This is a genomic window from Cupriavidus sp. D39, from assembly GCF_026627925.1.
Classification (GTDB): Bacteria; Pseudomonadota; Gammaproteobacteria; order Burkholderiales; family Burkholderiaceae; genus Cupriavidus; species Cupriavidus ulmosensis.
Genome location: NZ_JAPNLE010000007.1, coordinates 195,305 through 215,071 on the forward strand (window position 1 = coordinate 195,305; position 19,767 = coordinate 215,071).

A 19,767-nucleotide genomic window follows, 5' to 3' on the forward strand; every position below is an offset into this window, starting at 1 on the left:
ATCGGATGCCAATTTAGGAGACAACGCCATGAGTGAAGTAAAAGACGAAGTTGCGCCGGCGACGCTGTCGGCGCGGGTGCCGATCGGAGCCCCGGTCTATAACGCGGTGCTGGAGTTCCTCTATGAGGAAGCCGCCATGTTGGACGAGATCCGGCTGGAGGACTGGGTCGCCACGTTGGCCGAGGACCTGGTCTATGCCGCGCCCTTGCGCCAGACACGGCCGCTGGCACAGCAGGCCGCGACGGTGATTCGGTCCATGCAGCACTACCACGACGACTACCGCTCGATCATGGGTCGCATCATGCGGCTGACCGCGACCAAGAGCGCCTGGGCGGAAGATCCGCCCTCGCGCACTCGTCGCCTGGTGACCAATGTGACGGTGCGCACTGGCGACAACCCCGGCGAGTTCGCCGTGCGCAGCAATCTGCTGATTACCCGTAGCCGCTTCAACTTCGACGAGTTCGATTTGATCAGCGGCGAGCGGCGGGATGTGCTGCGGCGCAGTGGCGATACGTTCAAGCTGGCGCGGCGGGAGATCTTGCTGGACCAGGCGGTGTTGGGGACGCCGAACCTGGCGATTTTCTTGTAGACGGCATCTGCTCCGTGCCAACGCCCCCCGGTTCCGGGGGCGTTTTACCTTTCAGGCCGCGGCGCGTGCTTAGCAGCCATCGGCATGCTCCTTGAAGCTCAGCCACCCGAGATCATCCGCACACAAGCGCTCCGGCGTGCAGGCGAAGTCCAGCGTCGATCCGACCACGCGCAAGGCTTCAGTGGCGCGCCGGGGCTGCTGCGAGTAGCAATTGCCGCTCGGCTTGGCATGGACCTGCGCATCGAGCGGCATGCCGCGCCCCAGCGAAATCACGGTAGCGCGGCGCAATACCAGCGCCGCCTCGGCGTCTTCCACGGACAGCGCGGTCAGGGCCCAGCGGGCCATGCCATGGTACAGGTCGACACCAGCGTAGGGCGACGGCCCCTCGATCACGCTGCCCAGTACTTCCCACGCGACCAGCTCGGCGTCATCGCGCCATAGCCGAGGCCGCGTGCGGCCCCGCTGCCGCACCGGTACCTCGATATCGTACTGGCGCAGCGCCAGTGCCACGCGCGGCGGCCGCAACCGCCAGCCCGGCCAGCTCGAACAGATGCGTGCATTGCTCCGTGGGATCGGTCACGCGGGTGACCTCGTGCGCGGTGAGCGAGAGCGGCATGCCTAGCAGCGCGTCCAGCCGCGCAACGGCATTGGCGCACAGCGTATAAGGCTGGCGGGGTGCCGCGCCGTCGAGGCGCGTCACGCGGCCTTCGGCACAGGCTATCTCGACCCGGAAATGATGGAAATCGTCCTCCAGCGCGGCGCGTACGCGGGTTTGCGTTCCCGCGCGCTGGCTGCAAATGATGATGCGGCGTCTAAACATGGAAAAAGCCCCCGGAAATGCGGCAAGACAAGGGCACCATAGCCATCCTCCGGCACCCGGATGCTGACACTTTACCGCTTAAAGTGTACGATATATGCAATTATGTTCAAAAAATACGGAGACTTCGACATGGCATTGCTCAAGGACAGGGTTGCGATCATCACGGGGGCGGGTGGCGGCATTGGCAAGGGCGTGGCGCGCGCCTTTGCCCGTGAGGGCGCCGCGGTGGTGATTGCAGAAATCGACGAGGCGAGCGGCAGGCAGGTGGAGCAAGAGTTGAAGGATCTGGGCGCCCGGGCGCGCTTTGTCCGGACCGACGTGACGAACAAGGCGTCGATCGAAGCGGCGGTGGCGGAAACAGTCGAGCACTTCGGCAGCCTGGACATCCTGGTGAACAACGCCTTTATTCCCACGCCCAATGTGCTGCTGGAAGACAAGACCGACGAGATGCTAGAACTGACGCTGACCTCGGCGCTGTGGGCAACGTGGTGGGCAATGCGCGCGGCCATGCCGCATATGCGGGATCGCCGTTGGGGGCGGATCGTGAACTTCTACTCGATCGATACCGAGACCGGCGCGTGGCTGCATGCCGACTACAATACCGCCAAATCCGGGATCGTCGGGCTGACGCGCAGCGCCGCCGCCGAGTGGGGACGCTTCAACGTCACGGTCAATGCGATTGCGCCGACCGCGATGGGCGCGACCTTCTTCAAGCTGGCCGCGGAGAACCCGGGGTTTGCAGAGCGCTCGGCGGCGGCGCGGCCGCTGGGCCGTTGTGGTGAGCCCGAGGAGGATATCGGGCCTGCGGTGGTGTTCCTGGCGTCCGAGATGTCGCGCTTTATCACCGGCGAGACCTTGCATGTGGATGGCGGGCTGCACCTGCCCGGATACAACTCGCGGCCGGCACACGTGCCTGCGCGGGAATACTGAGCAGCAATGGACGAAGGGCCAGAAGGGCCCCTTGGGGCCCTTCCTGTGATCTTACCGTTTGGCGACCTTGATGTCCGTCGCTTCCAGATCCCACGTATTCGCCGTCTTGCCCTCGTCGCGCAGCTGATACTTGAGGATGCGGCCTTGCGGATTCTTGGGCAGGGTATCGCGGAACTCGATGTAGCGCGGCAGCGCGTAGTAGGGAACGGCGTCCGTGGCCCAGTGGAACAGGGCTTCGGCGGTCAGGGCGGAGCCCGGGTTGAGGATGGCGGTGATCTTCACATCGTCCTCGCCCTTGTCGGAGGGCACGGCGTGGACCGCGACCTCCGCGATGTCGGGATGGGCGGAGAAGGCGGTTTCCATCTCGAAGCTGGAGATGTTCTCGCCGCGCCGGCGCAGGTAGTCCTTTTTCCGGTCCACGAAATAGAAATAGCCATCGTCATCGAACTTGCCAATATCGCCAGTATGGAACCACATGTTTCGCATCAGCTTCAGGGTCTCTTCCGGACGGCGCCAGTAGCCCATGAACATGATGTCCGGGCGCAGCGGACGGCAGACGATCTCGCCCGGCGTGTTGGCCGGCAGCTCGCGGTCCAGGTCGTCGACGATGCGCACGTCGAAGTCTGGCACGCGCTTGCCGGACGATCCGGGAGCGGCATATTCGCCCGCCGGCAGCGAGGTGATCACGCAAGCCTCGGTCAGCCCGTAGCCATTGCCCCCACCAGCTTGGCGCCGAAGCGCTCGCGCCAGATGGTCTTGCTTTCCTCGGTGAACGGGTTGCCGCGCACAGTGTGGATCTGGCCAAAGCAGCGCTTGGCCGCGTCACTGTCCGGTGCGTTGGCCAGCAGGCCGCCCATGCCGCCCAGGATCGAGGCGATGGTCGCGCCGCTGCGCTCCACCTCGGGCCAGAAGTTGGACACCGAGAAGCGCGGGACGAAGGCGACGCGCGCGCCGACGAGGATGTTCGAGATGATGCCCACCACCAGCGCGTTCTGGTGATAGAGCGGCAGCGGCGTGATCGTGATGTCGTCGGCCGTGGCGGGGCCGGAACGCAGTTGCAGCCGCGCCAGGTTGCACTGGAAGTTGTAGCTGATCATGCAGCCCTTGGACGGCCCCGTGGTGCCGGAGGTGTACATCAGGCAGGCCAGGTCCCAGGGATTGGGCTTGCGCGCAAGCGGCGTGTCGTCGGTGCCGCGGTGCAGGTCCAGCGGCGCCAGTTGCAGGCCGCCGCAAGACGATGCGCCGGCGCTGCCGCGCTGCAGCACCAGTTTGACGTCGGGCAGTTGCGCGGCCAGCGCGCCGATGCGCTCCACGTAGTCCGCTTCGCAGATCACCAGCGGGGCGCTGGCATCGGCGATCTGGTGGCGCAAGAACTCTCCGCGCAGCGCCGTGTTGACCGGCACGCTGACCGCGCACAGCTTGTTGATCGCGAGCCAGGAGATGACGGCGTCGATATTGTTGTCCAGCATGGTGACCACGGTCTGGCCGGGCTGGATGCCCAGGGCGGCCAGGGAGTTCGCCAGCCGGGTCGAAAGTTGATCGACTTCGCGATAGGTGTACAGTTCACCCGAGAAATCGAGCAGCACACGGTCTGGATGCGCGGCCACGGCACGGTCGAGCGCGGCGATCACGGTGTCCTGTTCGCCAAGCGACCAGGTATCTGTATTTCCCATCCCTGCCATATCATCATCTCCGAAATAAGAACCGGGTGCTGTCCCAGTAAATTCTAATACAAGAATTGTATTCTATGCCTTGTATTCCTTTATCGATCTGCGGGAAAACCCGCAAAACTTAGTCCAGACGATTCCTTCATGGCGAAACAGATGAACAGCGTGAGCAAAAACCAAGCCTGTCGAGACCGAAATCGAAACGGCACCAAAGCGGCGGGCCGCAGCGGAGAAGCCCGCGAAAGCAAAAGCGGCCCTGAAGGCAGTGGCCGCTGCGCCGGCGGAGAAGAAGAAAAGCGCCCCGGCGAAGAAAGCGGCGGCTGCAGCCACGCCCGCAGCGCCCGCGGCTGCAACGCCGCGCCGGCGCCGCAGCAACAAGCGCTCCCAGCAGACCATCGACAACATCTTCGAGGCCACCGAGAAGGTGATCCTGGAGTCGGGCGCCGAGCGCATTTCGATCCTCGAGGTCTGCAATACCGCCAGCATCTCGCGCGGCACGTTCTATCGCTACTTTGCCTCGCAGGAGGAACTGCTGGATGCGTTCTCGCGCTACAAGCGGGAGACCTTCCACAAGTTGCTGGCCGAGTTGCTCGAGCCCATCAGCGACCCGGACGAACGCTTCGCGACGCTGGTGAAATACCTGGAGGACTACATGGCCATCGGCAGTTCACGGCGGCTGCTGCTGGTGGCGCCGGAATTCGCCATGAGCTTCTTCAAGCGGATCTTCCACGACTCGGTAGTGCGCTTCCAGGATTTCCTCGCGCCGGTGTTTGATGCCTGGGATGAGCGGCTGGGCATCGCGCTGGACCGCGAGCTGATCTGCGACCTGCTGATCCGCATGGTGATGAGCGAGAACCTGGTGTGGGGCGAGTCGGATCACGGCGCCATGTCGCGCCGGATCGGGCGGATGGTGGAAGCGTTGCGCTTCGGCGGCGTGACGCGGGCACGGCGCTAGAGGGCAGTGCCGTGGGCTGCATGCAGCCCACGGCCTTCCTGTCCTTGAAAATTAAATTGAACACATTTGCATAAAATGACTAACATTGGCATGATGTTGTCGGTCTGAGCCCGCGTTTGCGCGACCAGTGTCCAGTGGTGTCCTTTGGTCCGGGCGTGAAGCGAGTGACAGACCGCTTTCCCCACCGCTGCGCGTTCCAGCGCCGCGTATGACAAAAGGAGACCTTCATGCTGATCGACCTTCACGCCCATGCGCCGCATCCCGGGTACTACAACCAACACCCGCACTGGGGTCCCTTCTTCGAGCAGCATGCCGATGGCGACGTCAAGCTGCGGGTTGGCGACTGGATCCTGACCCTGGGGTCCCCGGAGCGCAAGGCCGCGGTCCGCTCGGGCAAGGGCCTGAAGCTCGATGAGTACTTCGCACGCTGGGCGGATCCCAAGGTGCGCCTGGCCGGCATGGACGCCGCGGGCCAGAACGCGCAGGTGGTCTCGGTGCCGTCGCACTGCTACATGTACTGGGCGGAAGCCGATTTCTCCGTGCCGTACGCCCGCAAGGTCAACGACACCCTGGCGGAGTACTGCTCGGCCGCACCCGACCGGCTGATGTATTGGGCCCATGCTCCGCTGAACGCGCCGGAAGAGGCCGCCAAGGAACTGCGCCGCGCCTGCGGCGAACTGGGCGCCAAAGGCCTGGTTGCCGGCGGCGCCAACTTCGGCGGGCTGGAGTTCGACTCGCCGGAGATGGATCCGGTCTGGCGCGCCCTCTGCGACCTGGACCTGCCGATGTTCGTCCATGGCTATAACCAGTCGGTTACCTGGGGCGACAAGGCCAACACCGACCGCTATGAAACCACCGCCATCGTCGGCATGCAGTACGACGAAACGCGCTGTTTCTGGAACCTGGTCTGCGGCGGCGTGTTCGACCGCTTCCCCGACCTGAAGGTGTACATCACGCACGGCGGCGGCTACGTGCCATACCAGCTCGGCCGGCTGGCCCAGTGCAACACCAACCTGGATTTCGTGCACAACAAGAAGCCGGTGCTCGAGTACCTGAAGAACTTCTATTTCGACGTCGAGCTGCATGAGATCCCGATGCGCCAGGCGCTGGTCGACATCATCGGCGCTGACCGCATCGTCTACGGCAGCAACTTCGGCGGCAGCGACGCGGTGCGCCACGACCTGACCGATGGCCTGCGGCTGTCCGACGACGACCTGCAAAAGATCCGCTGGCAGAACGCCTGCAAGCTGCTGCATCTCGATGCTGCGAAGATTGGCGAACCGGTGCGTAAGGAGGCAGCATGAAGATCGCGCGCTGTACCGACGGCGGCGCGCCGTTCTGGGCCGTGGTGGACACCGCGCGGGGCGAGCTCACGCCGATTGCCGGCGCGTTTGCCGACTGGGCGCCCGCGCTGACGCGCGGCGAAGGCGCGGGCGCCTTGACGCTGGCTGGCGGGGCACGGCCGCTGGCCAGCGTGCGGCTGCTGCCTCCGGTGGAGAAGACCAACCGCGTGGTGGTGGCGGGCGCCAATTACGCCAAGCATCTCCGTGACGATTTCGGCATGGGTGGACACACGCAGCCGGTGGCGTTCCTCAAGGCCTACGGTGCGCTGATCGGTGCCAACGACCCGATCCGTTACCCGCCGCTCACGCGTGAGCTGGACCACGAGGTCGAGCTGGTCGCGGTGATCGGCGCGCAACGCGTCGACCGCAGCGATCCTTTGTCCAGCGTGCTGGGCTACACCGTTGGCAACGACGTCAGCGCGCGCGACCTGCAGCGCAGCGGCCCGCCGGGCGTGGGCATGGACCTGTTCTCCGCCAAGAGCCAGGACGACACCACGGGGCTTGGGCCGTGGATCGTCACCCGCGACGAGTTTCCCGCCGGCAGCCCGAAGCTGCGCATGACCCTGAACGTGAATGGCGATACCCGCCAGGATGCTTCGTCGGGCGAGATGACCTGGGACGTGGCCGAACTTGTGCGGTTCGTCGACGAGCGCTCGCGCTTCGAATGCGGCGATGTGCTCTACACGGGCTCGCCGGAAGGCACGGGCCAGGGTAGCGGACGATTCCTGAACCCGGGGGATGTGGTCGAAGCGAGCGTGGAAGGCGTTGGCACGCTGCGCAACGTCGTTTCGGAGATTACCTCATGAGGGGCATGCGCATCATGATTTCTTGAAACTGGAGACTGCCGAATGACCCTGATGAACAACAAGGTGATCGTGGTCGGTGCCGGCCTGATGGGCTCCGGTATTGCACATGCGTTTGCCAGTTCGGGCTTTGCCACGGCGCTGGTCGATACCGACGCCCAGGCGCTGGAACGCGCGCGAATGACGATCGGCAAGATCCTCGACGACGGGGTAAGGCTGGGTAAGCTTGACGCCGGGGTGGCGCAGGCCGCCAAGGGCCGCCTGACCGTGGAGACCGATCTGACCGTCGCGGCCACAGGCGCGCAACTGCTGGTCGAAACCGTATCGGAAAACCTGGCGGTAAAGAAGGCCGTGATTACGCAGGCGGCTGCGGTGATGGCCGACGGCGCGATCTATGCCACCAATACATCCGCCCTGAGCGTAACCGAGATCGCCGTCGCGGTGTCCAGCCCGGAGCGGGTGGTTGGGATGCATTTCTTTAACCCGGTGCACAAGATGAAGCTGGTCGAGCTGGTGCGCGGCCTGGCCACCAGTGACGAAACCGTGGCGCTGACGCGCGACTACGCCGACCTGATCGGCAAGACGTCGATCGTGGTCAATGAGTCGCCCGGCCTGACCACCAGCCGCATGTCGGCGCTGCTCGGCAATGAGGCGATGTGGATGTTGCAGGAGGGCACCGCCAGCGCGGAAGACATCGATACCGCGCTGCGCCTTGGCTTCAATCACCCGATGGGCCCGCTGGAACTCGGCGACCTGACCGGTTGGGATACCCGCTTGTCGGTGCTGAAGTACCTGCACCAGACCTTGGGCGACAAATTCCGGCCGTGCCCCCTGATGATCAAGATGGTGTCCGCCGGGCGGCTAGGCCGCAAGAGCGGTCACGGCGTCTACCGCTACGAGGACGGCCAGCGCATGCCCGGTTCCGGCTTGAAGGGGAGCGCGCTATGAGCACGGACGTGGTGATCGTCGGTGCGGTGCGTACGCCAGTCGGCAAGTTCCGCGGCAGCCTGGCCGGCGTGCGCGCCGATCATCTCGGAGCCCTGGTGATTGGCGAGCTGGTAAGCCGGGCCGGGCTGCGCCCGGATGTCGTCGACGACGTGATTTTTGGCTGTGTCACGCAGATCGGCGAGCAGTCCGCCAATATTGCCCGGACGTCGCTGCTGGGCGCTGGCTGGCCGGTCACGATCCCGGGCCTGACCATCGACCGGAAATGCGGCTCGGGCGAAGCGGCGGTGCATGTCGGCGCCGGTCTACTCGCCTGCGGCGCGGCCGACGTGGTGGTGGCTGGTGGAGCGGAGAACATGAGCCGTGTGCCAATGGGCAGCAACCGCGATCTCCACGGCGAGGCCTTCGGCTGGCTGGCCGCGGAGCGCTTTGAGCTCACAGGCCAGGGCGAAGCCGCCGAGCGGATGTGCGATCAGTGGGGCCTTAGCCGCGAGCAGCTCGATGCGTATGCGGTGGAGAGCCATCGCCGCGCGGCGGCAGCAGCGGCTGCAGGCTGGTTCAAGCAGGAGACCGTGCCGGTGCCCGTGGAAGCCTTGCGGGAAAAACCAGTCGAAGGCGCTGCGCCGGCTTTGCTGGCGGACGAGACCATTCGCGCCGGCACCAGCGCGGAGCGGCTGGCTACGCTGAAGACCAGCTTTCGCGCCGATGGCCGGATCACGGCGGGCAATGCCTCGCAGATTTCCGATGGCGCGGCCGCGCTGTTGCTGATGTCGGCCCGCAAGGCGGATGCGCTGGGGGTAATGCCGCGCGCGCGGGTCCGCGCGGTGGCAACGGTCGGCTCCGATCCCACGCTGATGCTGACCGGGCCGATTGCCGCTACCCGCCAGGTGCTGGCCAAGGCTGGCCTGGGCCCGGGCGACATCGACCTGTTCGAGGTCAACGAGGCCTTCGCGCCGGTGCCGCTGGTGTGGATGAAGGAACTGGGTGTCTCGCATGAGCGCCTCAATGTCAACGGCGGGGCCATTGCGCTAGGGCATCCGCTTGGTGCCAGCGGCGCGCGGATCATGACGTCGATGCTGCATGAGATGGAGAGGCGTGGGGCGCGATTTGGGTTGCAGGCTATTTGCTGTGCTGGCGGGATGGGGACGGCGACTATTGTTGAGAGGTTGGGGTGAGGGGGCGGTTTTAACTGCAACTGACTAACTTCAAAGGCTTAACATCGAGGCGTCGCATACGGGATGGCCCATCCCAACGCTCCCGCTGGTTGGCTCCCCTCTCCCGCAAGCGGGAGAAGGGCCGGGGAGAGGGCGGGCGCTAATCGGCGCTAGCGCACCCCGCAAGCCACGTTGAAGCCCGATGCCCCCTTACTGCTTGATGAAGTACCGCACGAACAGCCTGCCTTCTTCAAACCGGTACAGTTCAATTGTCACAATGGCGCGATCGGTGCCTTTGATGACGTTGCGGATATGGCAGGCAGCCTCGTTTCCATTGATGATCTTCATCACTGGCTCCACAAGGATCTTCGCCTGCTGCCGCTCCCACATCTGTTCCAGTACCGGCCAGCCGTCCTGCGGCGAGCGGCCGACGTATTCGATGCTGAGGCCCGCTGAAGCGACACGCTGGTAATCCTCTAGGAATGCCTGTTTGTCGCCTGCGTTCCAGTGCGCGGTCTGGTCGCGAAGGAAGGTTTCGATGCGTTCGGTTTCGGTCATGCTGATGGTCTCGCTGTCAGAGGTCGGCGCCGCGCACATTGCGCGCGGTGCCGTTGCGCCGGTCGGATTCGCCCCAGCCCAGCCAGCGGTCCGGCTCGCGGGTGTCGCCGACGCGCCGCCAGCGGCCTTCCTGCTGCGCCGTGACCGGGAAGCCGCCTACAAAGTCGATCATTTCCCCTTTGGGGCAGGGCAGGTATTCCCATTCCTCCTTGCCGTCGAGCACGATGCGCGCGCTCTCCACGAAGTAGCTGCCTTCCTTGTGCCTGACGCTTCCTTCGATGTCGGTTGTGGTGCGGATCTCGCCCTTGTCGTTCTGGAAGATGGCGTAGCCCAGGTTGTCGTGTCCCACCATGAAGGAGCCTACGTCCCAGCTGCCGTCCTTGTAGACGGTGGCGAACGACCACCAGATCACATGCATCTTGTTGTTGACGACCAGGTCCTTCTTGAAATGGATGGCGCCGCCTTCGGCCATGTAGGCCTGGTCGAAGGCCATCAGGCCCTTCACGCGCCGGCCTTCGCAGGTGCCGGCGATGTCGTAGATCTGGGAAACATAGAACGTTCCCCATTCCGGGCCGGGCAGATACCACTGCATGCCCTGGCCCAGCAGTGGGCCGCCGAGTTCGAACAGGCCGTCTTCTTTCCAGCTCAGGCACTCCCCGGATACCGTGAGCAGCCAGGGGGCGCCGGTTTCGCCTTCCAGGCTGGACCAGCACGCCGTGTCGCCTTCGAGCCAGCGCTTGGGAAACAGCGTCATGGCGCGCGGCTCGATGCGCGACTTGTCGATGCGCAGGTGCTCGCCGTCCACACAGGTGGACAGGTAGATGAACTTGGTGGGGTTAGGCGTGCTGCCAGGTTCGTTGACGGCGCGTACGAAGGCGTAGATCTCGCCCTCTTCGTCGCGCACGCAGCCAAAGGGCATGCCCTTGGTGGGCTTGAGCCCAAAGAACCCGCGCAGGTCGTGCAGGGCGCGGCCGCTGACCTTGTGCGGGCCGACCAGGGTCTGGTAAGCGAAGTCCCCGCGTTCGGGGAGTGTCGTAGGATGCTTCATGGCGAGTGGGGTATCCGTGGGTTTTTCCGAGGCAGGCGGGATAGGCGCATGCCCTGTTCAGTCCCAGATCACCGGCACCGACTTGGCGCCGCGCAACTGCGCACCGGTAATGCGCGGTGCGGCTTTGGACGGATCCAGGCGAATGTTCGGGAACAGGTCGAGGATGGCGTTGATCGCGCATTGCATCTCGACCTTGGCGAAAAACTGGCCTATGCACATGTGGGTGCCGAAGCCAAAGCCGAAGGATGGCTTGGGCTTGCGGTCGATATCGAAGGTATCGGGCTGGTCGAACGCCTCTTCGTCGCGGTTCGCGGAAACCACCATGCACTGGACCAGCGCGCCCTTGGCCACCTTGACGCCGGCAATCTCCACGTCGCGCGCGGCCTGGCGCACTTTGAAGGTGGCAACGGGCTCGAAGCGCACTGCCTCGTCGATGACCTTGGAGATCAGGCTGCGGTCCTTGCGCACGCGTTCCACCAGTTCCGGGCGTTCAAGCAGCAGTGTCATGACCGAGCTGAAAGTGCGGGTGGTGGTTTCGCCCGCGGCCGGCAGCAGGGAACGAACGAAGGTGGTGACCTCGTGGTCGTCGAGCTTGTGGCCCTCGTACTCGGCACGCATGAGGCGGCTGATGAGGTCGTCCCCGTCGGCGCCTTCGGCGCGGCGCCGTACGACGACTTCCTTGACCGCATCGTAGAGGCTCTTTACCGCAGCCGCCGAGATCGGGCCAAAGATTTTGATCTTCTCGGGATCGACCTGGTTACCCGCCACCATGGACAGCGCCCAGGTGGCGTACTGGTTGAACCTGGCGGGGTCGTCGGTCGGAAAGCCCATCAGGGCATACATCGCGCGTATCGGGAAGTACAGGCCGAAATCCATTAGGTCCGCCTTCTTCTGCGGCACCAGGGGTTCAAGGAAGTCCTTCCGGATCAGGCGATCAATCTCGGGACGCCAGCGGTTCACGGTCTCGGGCATGAACACCGGCTGCAGCAGGCCGCGGGCGCGGCGGTGCGCGTCCCCGTCCATCGCCAGAATGATGAGGCCATCGAAGAATGCCCCGAAGCCTTCGGCGATAAAGCCATTGGTGAAGGTGGCCGCATCCCGCATCACCGCCATCACGTCCCGATATTTGAACAAGGTCAGCGCGCACTTGGCGGCTTTTGCGCCGGCGTTGGTCGGGACGCCCAGATGCGTCGCGACAAAGTCGCCCTCCATCACCGGGTTGTTGTGACGCATCTCGCGGCACAGGGTCTGGAGATTCAGGTCGGGGCCGCGGAAGGTGTCCGAGACGGCGTGGTAAGCGGCCTCGAGATCAAGCACGGGAGCCTCAAGTGGTGCATTCATACTGTGTCTCCTTCATGAGCCCTGGTGGGCATCCTGAGTTGATTGTGTCAAGCTGATTTGCATCGTAGCGAGATGTCGCGCCGAAGTCCGCAGGCTTAGTTTGACGCGCCGTCAAACGCGGGAGCAAACGTCGGATAGCGGCCGAGCGTTAGCAGCAGCAATGGGCCGACTGCGAAGCAGATCACGGCATAGGCCAGCAGCCCGTCATAGGAGCCGCTGAGCTTGTAGAGGGCACCCACCAGCAACGGTGTCAGCGATGCGCCAATGGTGATGAGGCCGGTATGCGCGCCGAACAGCCGGCTGTACTCCCGCATGCCGAAGTACTTGGCAATCAGGAAGGATGCAACGTCGTACTCCGCCCCCGCGCCCACGCCGATCATGGTCACGGCCAGCAGCAAGATCACGTGATCGTGGCTGCCATAAGCCAGGATCAGGCAGCCCGCGCCTGGCAGGAGCAATGCCAGCGCCGCGATGCCCGGCGCCCATACCCGGTCCGCAAGGTAGCCCACCACAATACGCCCGACAATCAGCGAGACGCCGAAGCCGCCAAAGATCTGGCTGGCCTCGCCCGCCGTGAGGCCCTTGTCGCGCATCACCGGGATCGTGTTGGTGACCATGGCCACCACGCCGGAAACCGCAAGCACGAGCGCGATATTGCAGCGCCAGAACTTGCCCGAACGCAGCCCCTGGTGAAAGGTCACACCGGGCTCGGTGCCCGTGCCGTTTGCCGCGGGCCCCGTGCGGGTAAAGGTGGCTCCTGCCGGCGCTTGCATCCACATCAGCATCAGGGGTAGCGTCAGCAGAAGCAGGATCGCCGCCATGGCAAGAAAGCCGGCGCGCCAGTCCCAGCGCGTGACGCTTCACGTCACCAGGGCCGGCAGCACGGCCGCGGCAATGCCGGAGCCGCACAGCGTGATGGCCAGCGCCAGGCCGCGATTGCGGTCAAACCAGCTATTCACCAGTTGCATCCAGGTCAGGTGCAAGGTGCCCAGCCCCAGAATGCCCAGGCAAGCGAAGCCGAGATACAGCGCCCAGATCGAGCCGCGCAGGCAGGTCATGCCCATGAACCCCGCCGCCAGCGCCAGCACCGACAGCGTGGCGACGATGCGCGCGCCGTGGCGAAGAATCAGCCAGCCGGCCAGTTGCGCGGCGATGACGGTGCCGCCGAACATGAAGCTCATCGCCGCCTGCAGCGCCGAGCGCTCCCAGCTGAAGGCTTCTTGCAGGGGCACGACCATCGCACCATAGCCATACAGCAGCAACGCGGCGACGCCGGTGCCATTGCCGACCAGCGCGACGCACAAGGCACGCCAGCCGAGCTTGAACTCTCGCAGGTCGAGGGCGGAAGGCAAGGGCGGCGATGTCGCCGGGGATGCGGGCGCGGAAGGCGGCTGCACTGTGGTCATGCTGGGCTCCATTCGTATGTGCCCCGGCGCGCCTGCGGCAGGTCCCGGGGTTCGTTGATTCCGTCGGATATTAGACACTAATCAATATTGTGTGTATTATTTTGGGGATATTAAGGGTATCTCCGCACGTGCCTTCATCGGCCTTACCCATGGACCAACATGTCTCGAACGCTTCGCGCAGCGTGAACGCCACGGGGTTCGCCGGCGTCCCTGCCTCGGACCTCTATACGGTGGCGGGCGGCGAATTCATCCGGCGCCAGCGCATGCCTGCGCCGCGCCTGTCTGTGGATGCGCATATCTGCACGCCCAGTCTGGAGGTCAACGTCCGCACGCTCACACTGGATGAACCGCTGGATGCGGTGTTCCGGCCTTCGATGAGCTATATGGATCTGTGCCTGAGCGGACGTTCCGGCGCGGATTGCGGCGCGTTCCGTGGCGGCGAAGAAGCGCAAACGGCCTTCGCCACGCTGGGTGACAGCGTATTGGTGCCGGCCGGCCAGACGTTCCATGTCCGCTGCGGCCCGATGGACCGGCGCGTGGTTTGCTGCATGTTCGACGCCGCATGGCTCGACGGCCTGCGTGACTGGCAATGGAGCAATGGCGAACTGGCGCTGTGCCGCGACCTGCGCATCCCTCCGGTACGCGAAGCGATGCTGCAACTGGCACGCGAGGCGCTTGCGCCGGGGTTCGGCAGCGACGTGCTGGCCGAGTCGCTGGTGCTCTCGATGCTGGTGCACGTTGCACGCCATTTCAGGGGCTTCGAGGATTCGCTCAAGCTCGGCGGCAGCCGGCTGGCGCCATGGCAGTTGCGCCTGATCCGCGAGCGGGTGGAGGCGGCCAGCGGCCCCTCGCCAAGCATTGCAGAGCTTGCTCTCGCGTGCCGCATCAGCCCGCGCCATCTCGCACGCACATTCAAGAACAGTACGGGCAGCACGCTGGGCGCCTTTATGGCGGACGCCCGCATCCGCCAGGCTAAGGCGCTCCTGTCGCGGCGCGGGGTGATGATCAAGGCCGTGGCCTTCGAGTGCGGGTTCCAGAGCCCGGCCGCGTTTGGCGCAGCGTTCCGCAAGGTCACGGGGCGCAGCCCGCGCGAGTACCGGCTGGACGCACTCGGCCTGCAGGCCGCTCCAGCGCACGAGATGTCCGTCCAGCGATAGTTTGACTGGACAGAGAAACCGGTTCTGCTTCTGTTCAAGTCATGGCTTTCATAGGATTAGGCACGCACCGAAAAACAGAGTGCGCTTCGCTACGGCGACCCGCCATTCCACCTCTGGAGACACCATGACCGACCTGTATGCCAGGTTGCTGGACGAGCCCACGGCGCTCATCGGCGCCTGCTATGACGAGGCTTTCCGCCTTACGCCGGACCAGATCCGGGACATCCAGCTCAACGGCGTGCGCAAGCGTTTTGCCGAAATGCGCGGCAAGATCCCCGTGCTCGACAAGCTGGCCACGGAGCAGGGCATCGACGAGATCCGCAGCATTGACGACGTCGCGCCGCTGCTGTTCGCGCACACGGTGTACAAGTCCTACCCGATGTCCTATCTGGAACGCGGCCAGTTCGATAAGCTCACGCGCTGGCTCAACGGCCTGACCACCCAGGACCTGAGCCAGGTCGATGCCACGGGCGTCAAGCTGATCGACGACTGGGTGGACCTGCTGGATGCCAAGACCAGCCTGCGCGTGTTCCATACCTCGGGCACTACCGGCAAGCTATCTTTCCTGCCGCGCACCGACAAGGAATGGCGCCAGAACATCGAGCTTTCGGCCAATCGCATCCGCGACTGGCGCGGTCCCGGCACCGGCCCCGATCTCATCAAGAACAAGCGGCCGCTGATTGCGCCGACTTACCGCAAGGGCGCCAGCGCGGCGGCGCGGGGCAGCGGCTACCAGGTGGAGATGTACGCCGGCGGTGAGGACAATGCGCTTTTCATGTACCCGGACTCTCGCTTCTCGGCCGACGTTGCCTCCCTCTCCGGCCGATTGGCCGCAGCCGAGGCGCAGGGTGAACTGGGCACGCTGCAGATCTCCGACACGCTGCTGGCCAAGCGCGATGAGCTGGTGCGCGTGGAGCGCGAACGCCCGCAGCAGCTGAAGACGTTTTTCTCCGACGCGATCCGGCGCTTTGGTGGTAAGGACGTGTATATCGGCGCGGTCTGGACCATCCTTTACGACACCGCGGCCGAGGGCCTGGCGCAGGGCGCGCGCAGCGTGTTCGGCCCGGGCAGCGTGCTGCACACCGGTGGTGGCAAGAAGGGCAAGAACATGCCCGACAACTGGCGCGAACAACTGGTGGAGTTTCTCGGCTTCCACAAGCTTCTACGAGTTCTACGGTTGCAGCGAGCAGATCGGCTTCAGCATGCGCTGCGAACACGGGCACTATCACGTCCCCCCGACCACCATCCCGTTCCTGCTCGACCCGGCCACCGGCAAGCCGCTGCCGCGCAAGGACGGCCTGACCGGGCGCTTTGCCTCGCTGGACCTGCTGACCAGCACCTACTGGGCCGGCCTGGTGACGGGCGATGAGATCACCATGCACGGCTTCGAGAAGCCTTGCGCCTGTGGGCGCACCGGGGCCTACCTGCTGCCGGATATCCGCCGCTACAGCGAGAAGGAGGGCGGCGACGACAAGGTGATCTGCGCCGGCGCCCCCGCCGCGCATGATCAGGCCCTGAGCTTCCTGAACGAACTGTCGGAGTGAGACTGCAATGACTACCTACCAAGTCCCGCTGATCATCCGCGGCAAGGTGATCGAGGGTGACGAACTGACCTTTGGCGGCCGCCGTGGCGGCGTGTCGTTCACCGCGCCGGATGTCGGCAAATACGCCGACGAGCTGACGCTGCGCGCGCCGTCGATGATGGCCGACCTGTACACGCTGAGCCTGGACCAGATCGTCGACTATCTGGTCGAACTGGGGCAGCACCTCAACTTCTCGGACAACCGGCACCTGCAAGAAGCGTTTGCGCTGTCGTGCGCCACCTCGGGCCTGTCGGAGAGCATTCTGCGCTTCCACTACACGCGCATGCCACGCCTGTTCCACCGGGAGGAGCTTTACAACATCGTCGCGCGCTCGGTTGGCGCGGACTACCTGGAAGGCTGGGTGGAGCAGCCGGGCGCGCTGATCCCGGGCATCACGGCCCGGACCCGCGCCTTCGGCGCGCGCTGCGTGCATGTGATCGCTGGCAATGCGCCGGTGGTGGCCGTGCTGACCGTGATCCGCAATGCGCTGACGCGCTCCGATGCCATCATCAAGGCGCCTTCCAACGATCCGCTGACGTCGATGGCGATCGCGCGCACGATGATCGACATGGCGCCGGACCATCCGCTGACGCGCCACCTGAGCGTGGCTTACTGGAAGGGCGGCAATGAGCAGGTGGAGCAGCGCATCTACGACCCGCGCAAGGTCGAGAAGCTGATCGCTTGGGGTGGCTTCGATTCGGTCAAGCACATCACCCGATACCTGCAGCCCGGCCTGGACCTGATCACGCTGGATCCCAAGCTTAGCGGCACCATCATCGGCAAGGAGGCGTTCGAGGATGACGCCACGCTGGCCAGCGTGGCCCGGCGCCTGGCGCTGGATGTCGGCGCGCAGAACCAGGAAGCCTGCGTCAGCGCGCGGGTGGTCTACGTGCAATCCGGCACGGACGCGGCGGGCCTGGCGCGCTGCGAAGCGCTGGCACGCCTGGCCTTCGAGGCGCTGCAGACGCTGCCCGATACGCTGTCGACCCCGCACAAGGCGTTCGATCCCGCGCTCAAGGAGGAGATCGACGGCATCCGCATGATCGACGAGGACTACACAGTCTTCGGCGGCAAGCGCAACGAGGGCGCGATGATCGTGTCCAGGGACGGCGCGCCGGTGAGCTTCTCGCGCATCCTGGGCTGCCGCGTCGGCAACCTGGTGCCGATCGACGAGATCGATACCGCGGTGCGCTCGGTCAACGCCTATACGCAGACCATCGGCGTTTTTCCGGAATCCCTGAAAGTGGCGATGCGAGACAAGCTGGCCTTCCAGGGGCGCAGCGGCTTGTGTCGCTGGGGGCCGCAGCCACGCTGCAGCACAACCTGGACCGACAGGACGCGATCGAACCGATCCGCCGCATGGTCAAGTGGGTGACGGAAGAGGCAGGCGATTCCGCGTTGATCGAATCGCTGGCGGGCTGAACGCGCGGCCGGTGTCGATGCCGGCCGCAGTTCAGCATCACTCAAAGGCAAAATCGTTTCAAGACAGAAAGGAAGAGGAGACCATGGACGCAATCGAAGGCAAGGTCGTGATGATCACCGGCGCCAGCAGCGGCATTGGCGAGGCATGTGCGCGCCAGCTCGCCAGGCGCGGCGCCAGGCTGGTGCTGGGCGCAAGGCGGGAGGACAGGCTGGCGGCGCTGGCCGCCGAACTTGGCGACAACGTGCTGTGGGCCGCCACCGACGTCACCCAGCCGGCGGCACTGCAGTCGCTGGCCGATGCGGGGCGCAAGCGCTTCGGGCGCATCGATGTGCTGGTCAACAACGCGGGCATCATGCCGGTGTCGCTGATTGCACAGGGTTGCGTCGACGACTGGAGCCGCATGATCGATGTCAATATCAAGGGCGTGCTGTATGGCATCCACGCGGTGCTCGGCGGCATGCTGGCGCAGGGGGCGGGCCATGTCATCAATATCTCGTCCGTGGCGGGCCTGACGGTCGGCCCCGGCGGGGCTGTGTACTCTGGCACCAAGTTCGCCGTGCGCGCGATCAGCGAGGGGCTGCGCCAGGAATGCGTGGGCAAGGTGCGGGTGACCTCGATCTGCCCGGGGCTGGTGGCGAGCGAGCTGACCGAGAGCATTACCGTGCCGGCGTTCAAGGCGCGGGCGCAGCAACTCTATGAGGGCGCGATGTCGGCGGATGCGATCGCTGATGCCGTGGTCTATGCGATCTCGCAGCCCGGGCATGTGGCAGTGAACGAGATCGTCGTGCGGCCGCTGTCGCAGTCGTTCTGAGCGGAGGGGAGGGAATACGAGAGGGCATGTTTGCGCGGCTTCGGCCTTAGAATGCGGGAGCGGCGCCGCCGGCCATCGGCTGGCCGGTTGCCCGCCCCCATCTCATCACTCAAGCCATGTGTCCTCCCGGTCCCGATCCCGCGCCAGATGTTGATACGCCCGCCTCGCCATCCCGCAAGCGCGCCACCATCGGCCGCCTGCTCAAGGAGGCGCGCCAGGCATTCTCTGAAAAAGGGCTGGCCGGCGCGCGCGTGGACGACATCGCGCGCGCGGCGGGCGTGACCAAGCAGCTCGTCTATCACTACTTCAACAGCAAGGACCAGTTGTTTGCCAGCGTGCTGGATGAGTCGGCGCAGGATGTGCTGGCGGACCTGCTGGCGCTGGAACTGGATCACCTGCCGCCCACGCAGGCGCTGCGGGTGCTGCTGGAGCATGCCTTTGACCAGTACCGCCACGACCCGACCCTAGGCTCGTTGGCGCCGGCAGGGCCGCGCTTTCACGGGCAACAACGCCCTTGATGACGTCGCCATGCGGCTTCCAGGCCGGCGCGGCCCGCAACCCTGCAGTGGCAGCGGCGCCGGCGCGATGCCCGGCGCTGACCAGCATCGAGGCGCCCAGGAACGCGCAGCCCTTCGAGAGCGCCAAGCCCGCTTCGGGCGCATCGATGTGCTGGTCAACAACGCGGGCATCATGCCGGTGTCGCTGATTGCACAGGGTTGCGTCGACGACTGGAGCCGCATGATCGATGTCAATATCAAGGGCGTGCTGTATGGCATCCACGCGGTGCTCGGCGGCATGCTGGCGCAGGGGGCGGGCCATGTCATCAATATCTCGTCCGTGGCGGGCCTGACGGTCGGCCCCGGCGGGGCTGTGTACTCTGGCACCAAGTTCGCCGTGCGCGCGATCAGCGAGGGGCTGCGCCAGGAATGCGTGGGCAAGGTGCGGGTGACCTCGATCTGCCCGGGGCTGGTGGCGAGCGAGCTGACCGAGAGCATTACCGTGCCGGCGTTCAAGGCGCGGGCGCAGCAACTCTATGAGGGCGCGATGTCGGCGGATGCGATCGCTGATGCCGTGGTCTATGCGATCTCGCAGCCCGGGCATGTGGCAGTGAACGAGATCGTCGTGCGGCCGCTGTCGCAGTCGTTCTGAGCGGAGGGGAGGGAATACGAGAGGGCATGTTTGCGCGGCTTCGGCCTTAGAATGCGGGAGCGGCGCCGCCGGCCATCGGCTGGCC

Annotated in this window: 20 protein-coding genes and 2 pseudogenes; 14 read left to right on the forward strand and 8 right to left on the reverse strand. The window is 65.2% G+C overall.

The window, feature by feature from the left end:
- Positions 1-28: 28 nt before the first annotated feature.
- Complete coding sequence (locus OMK73_RS07915; RefSeq protein WP_267601540.1) at positions 29-589, forward strand: 3-phenylpropionate/cinnamic acid dioxygenase subunit beta; 561 nt, start codon at positions 29-31, stop codon at positions 587-589.
- Positions 590-658: 69 nt separating this feature from the next.
- Here the strand turns inward: OMK73_RS07915 and OMK73_RS07920 are convergent, their stop codons facing one another.
- Positions 659-1,099 carry a hypothetical protein gene (locus OMK73_RS07920; protein ID WP_267601541.1) on the reverse strand — a complete coding sequence of 147 codons (441 nt, stop codon included), beginning with the start codon at positions 1,097-1,099 and terminating at the stop codon, positions 659-661.
- A complete protein-coding gene (locus tag OMK73_RS07925; protein ID WP_267601542.1) occupies positions 1,017-1,409 on the reverse strand; it encodes a DUF2889 domain-containing protein in 393 nt (130 codons plus the stop codon). Before OMK73_RS07925 ends, OMK73_RS07920 begins: the two co-directional genes overlap by 83 nt.
- Before the next feature lie 129 nt (positions 1,410-1,538).
- Between OMK73_RS07925 and OMK73_RS07930 the strand changes: the two genes are divergently transcribed.
- The gene (locus tag OMK73_RS07930) at positions 1,539-2,339 is read left to right on the forward strand and encodes an SDR family NAD(P)-dependent oxidoreductase (protein ID WP_267601543.1); all 801 of its coding nucleotides are present in this window, start codon (positions 1,539-1,541) and stop codon (positions 2,337-2,339) included.
- Between the two features lie 51 nt (positions 2,340-2,390).
- On the opposite strand, the gene OMK73_RS07935 is transcribed toward OMK73_RS07930, so the two are convergent.
- Both OMK73_RS07935 and OMK73_RS07940 read right to left on the reverse strand, forming a co-directional pair.
- Positions 2,391-3,026 (reverse strand): AMP-binding enzyme, encoded by a 636-nt coding sequence (locus OMK73_RS07935; protein WP_420715488.1) that lies wholly within the window; start codon positions 3,024-3,026, stop codon positions 2,391-2,393.
- Positions 3,027-3,037: 11 nt separating this feature from the next.
- Complete coding sequence (locus OMK73_RS07940; protein WP_267601544.1) at positions 3,038-4,012, reverse strand: AMP-binding protein; 975 nt, start codon at positions 4,010-4,012, stop codon at positions 3,038-3,040.
- A 259-nt stretch (positions 4,013-4,271) separates the two neighbouring features.
- Between OMK73_RS07940 and OMK73_RS07945 the strand changes: the two genes are divergently transcribed.
- The 5 genes from OMK73_RS07945 (at position 4,272) to OMK73_RS07965 (ending at position 9,227) form a co-directional block, all read left to right on the forward strand.
- Positions 4,272-4,961: a TetR/AcrR family transcriptional regulator gene (locus OMK73_RS07945; protein WP_267601545.1), complete on the forward strand. Its 690-nt coding sequence runs from the start codon at positions 4,272-4,274 to the stop codon at positions 4,959-4,961.
- A 227-nt stretch (positions 4,962-5,188) separates the two neighbouring features.
- Positions 5,189-6,265, forward strand: a complete 1,077-nt coding sequence (locus OMK73_RS07950; RefSeq protein ID WP_267601546.1) for an amidohydrolase family protein — start codon at positions 5,189-5,191, stop codon at positions 6,263-6,265.
- Positions 6,262-7,110, forward strand: coding sequence for a fumarylacetoacetate hydrolase family protein (locus OMK73_RS07955; protein ID WP_267601547.1), 849 nt, complete (start codon positions 6,262-6,264; stop codon positions 7,108-7,110). Before OMK73_RS07950 ends, OMK73_RS07955 begins: the two co-directional genes overlap by 4 nt.
- 42 nt (positions 7,111-7,152) lie before the next feature.
- Entirely contained in the window at positions 7,153-8,055 is a 903-nt protein-coding gene (locus tag OMK73_RS07960; RefSeq protein WP_267601548.1) for a 3-hydroxyacyl-CoA dehydrogenase, read from the forward strand.
- Positions 8,052-9,227 (forward strand): thiolase family protein, encoded by a 1,176-nt coding sequence (locus OMK73_RS07965; RefSeq protein WP_267601549.1) that lies wholly within the window; start codon positions 8,052-8,054, stop codon positions 9,225-9,227. The genes OMK73_RS07960 and OMK73_RS07965 overlap by 4 nt, the downstream gene beginning before the upstream one ends.
- Positions 9,228-9,416: 189 nt before the next feature.
- Here OMK73_RS07965 and OMK73_RS07970 read toward each other — a convergent pair whose 3' ends face one another.
- The 4 genes and pseudogenes from OMK73_RS07970 to OMK73_RS38195 all read right to left on the reverse strand — a co-directional run bounded on the left by OMK73_RS07970 (position 9,417) and on the right by OMK73_RS38195 (position 13,571).
- Positions 9,417-9,764, reverse strand: a complete 348-nt coding sequence (locus OMK73_RS07970) for a nuclear transport factor 2 family protein (protein ID WP_267601550.1) — start codon at positions 9,762-9,764, stop codon at positions 9,417-9,419.
- 16 nt (positions 9,765-9,780) lie between these two features.
- On the reverse strand, positions 9,781-10,812 hold the full coding sequence (locus tag OMK73_RS07975) for a hypothetical protein (RefSeq protein ID WP_267601551.1): 1,032 nt from the start codon (positions 10,810-10,812) through the stop codon (positions 9,781-9,783).
- Between the two features lie 162 nt (positions 10,813-10,974).
- Positions 10,975-12,153 (reverse strand): annotated as a pseudogene (locus OMK73_RS07980) (cytochrome P450); the annotation flags it as partial.
- Between the two features lie 95 nt (positions 12,154-12,248).
- Positions 12,249-13,571, reverse strand: a pseudogene (locus OMK73_RS38195) (MFS transporter).
- Positions 13,572-13,708: 137 nt separating this feature from the next.
- Here OMK73_RS38195 and OMK73_RS07995 point away from each other — a divergent pair.
- The 7 genes from OMK73_RS07995 to OMK73_RS08025 all read left to right on the forward strand — a co-directional run bounded on the left by OMK73_RS07995 (position 13,709) and on the right by OMK73_RS08025 (position 19,682).
- On the forward strand, positions 13,709-14,716 hold the full coding sequence (locus OMK73_RS07995) for a helix-turn-helix domain-containing protein (RefSeq protein WP_267601555.1): 1,008 nt from the start codon (positions 13,709-13,711) through the stop codon (positions 14,714-14,716).
- A 124-nt stretch (positions 14,717-14,840) separates the two neighbouring features.
- On the forward strand, positions 14,841-16,085 hold the full coding sequence (locus OMK73_RS08000) for a hypothetical protein (RefSeq protein WP_267601556.1): 1,245 nt from the start codon (positions 14,841-14,843) through the stop codon (positions 16,083-16,085).
- 7 nt (positions 16,086-16,092) lie between these two features.
- Positions 16,093-16,260 (forward strand): hypothetical protein, encoded by a 168-nt coding sequence (locus tag OMK73_RS08005; protein ID WP_267601557.1) that lies wholly within the window; start codon positions 16,093-16,095, stop codon positions 16,258-16,260.
- A gap of 7 nt (positions 16,261-16,267) precedes the next feature.
- Positions 16,268-17,674 carry an acyl-CoA reductase gene (locus OMK73_RS08010; RefSeq protein ID WP_267601558.1) on the forward strand — a complete coding sequence of 469 codons (1,407 nt, stop codon included), beginning with the start codon at positions 16,268-16,270 and terminating at the stop codon, positions 17,672-17,674.
- 130 nt (positions 17,675-17,804) lie between these two features.
- Positions 17,805-18,533: an SDR family oxidoreductase gene (locus OMK73_RS08015; RefSeq protein ID WP_267601559.1), complete on the forward strand. Its 729-nt coding sequence runs from the start codon at positions 17,805-17,807 to the stop codon at positions 18,531-18,533.
- A gap of 116 nt (positions 18,534-18,649) precedes the next feature.
- Positions 18,650-19,051, forward strand: a complete 402-nt coding sequence (locus OMK73_RS08020) for a TetR/AcrR family transcriptional regulator (RefSeq protein ID WP_267601560.1) — start codon at positions 18,650-18,652, stop codon at positions 19,049-19,051.
- Positions 19,052-19,061: 10 nt separating this feature from the next.
- On the forward strand, positions 19,062-19,682 hold the full coding sequence (locus tag OMK73_RS08025) for an SDR family oxidoreductase (RefSeq protein WP_267601561.1): 621 nt from the start codon (positions 19,062-19,064) through the stop codon (positions 19,680-19,682).
- The last annotated feature ends 85 nt before the right edge of the window (positions 19,683-19,767 follow it).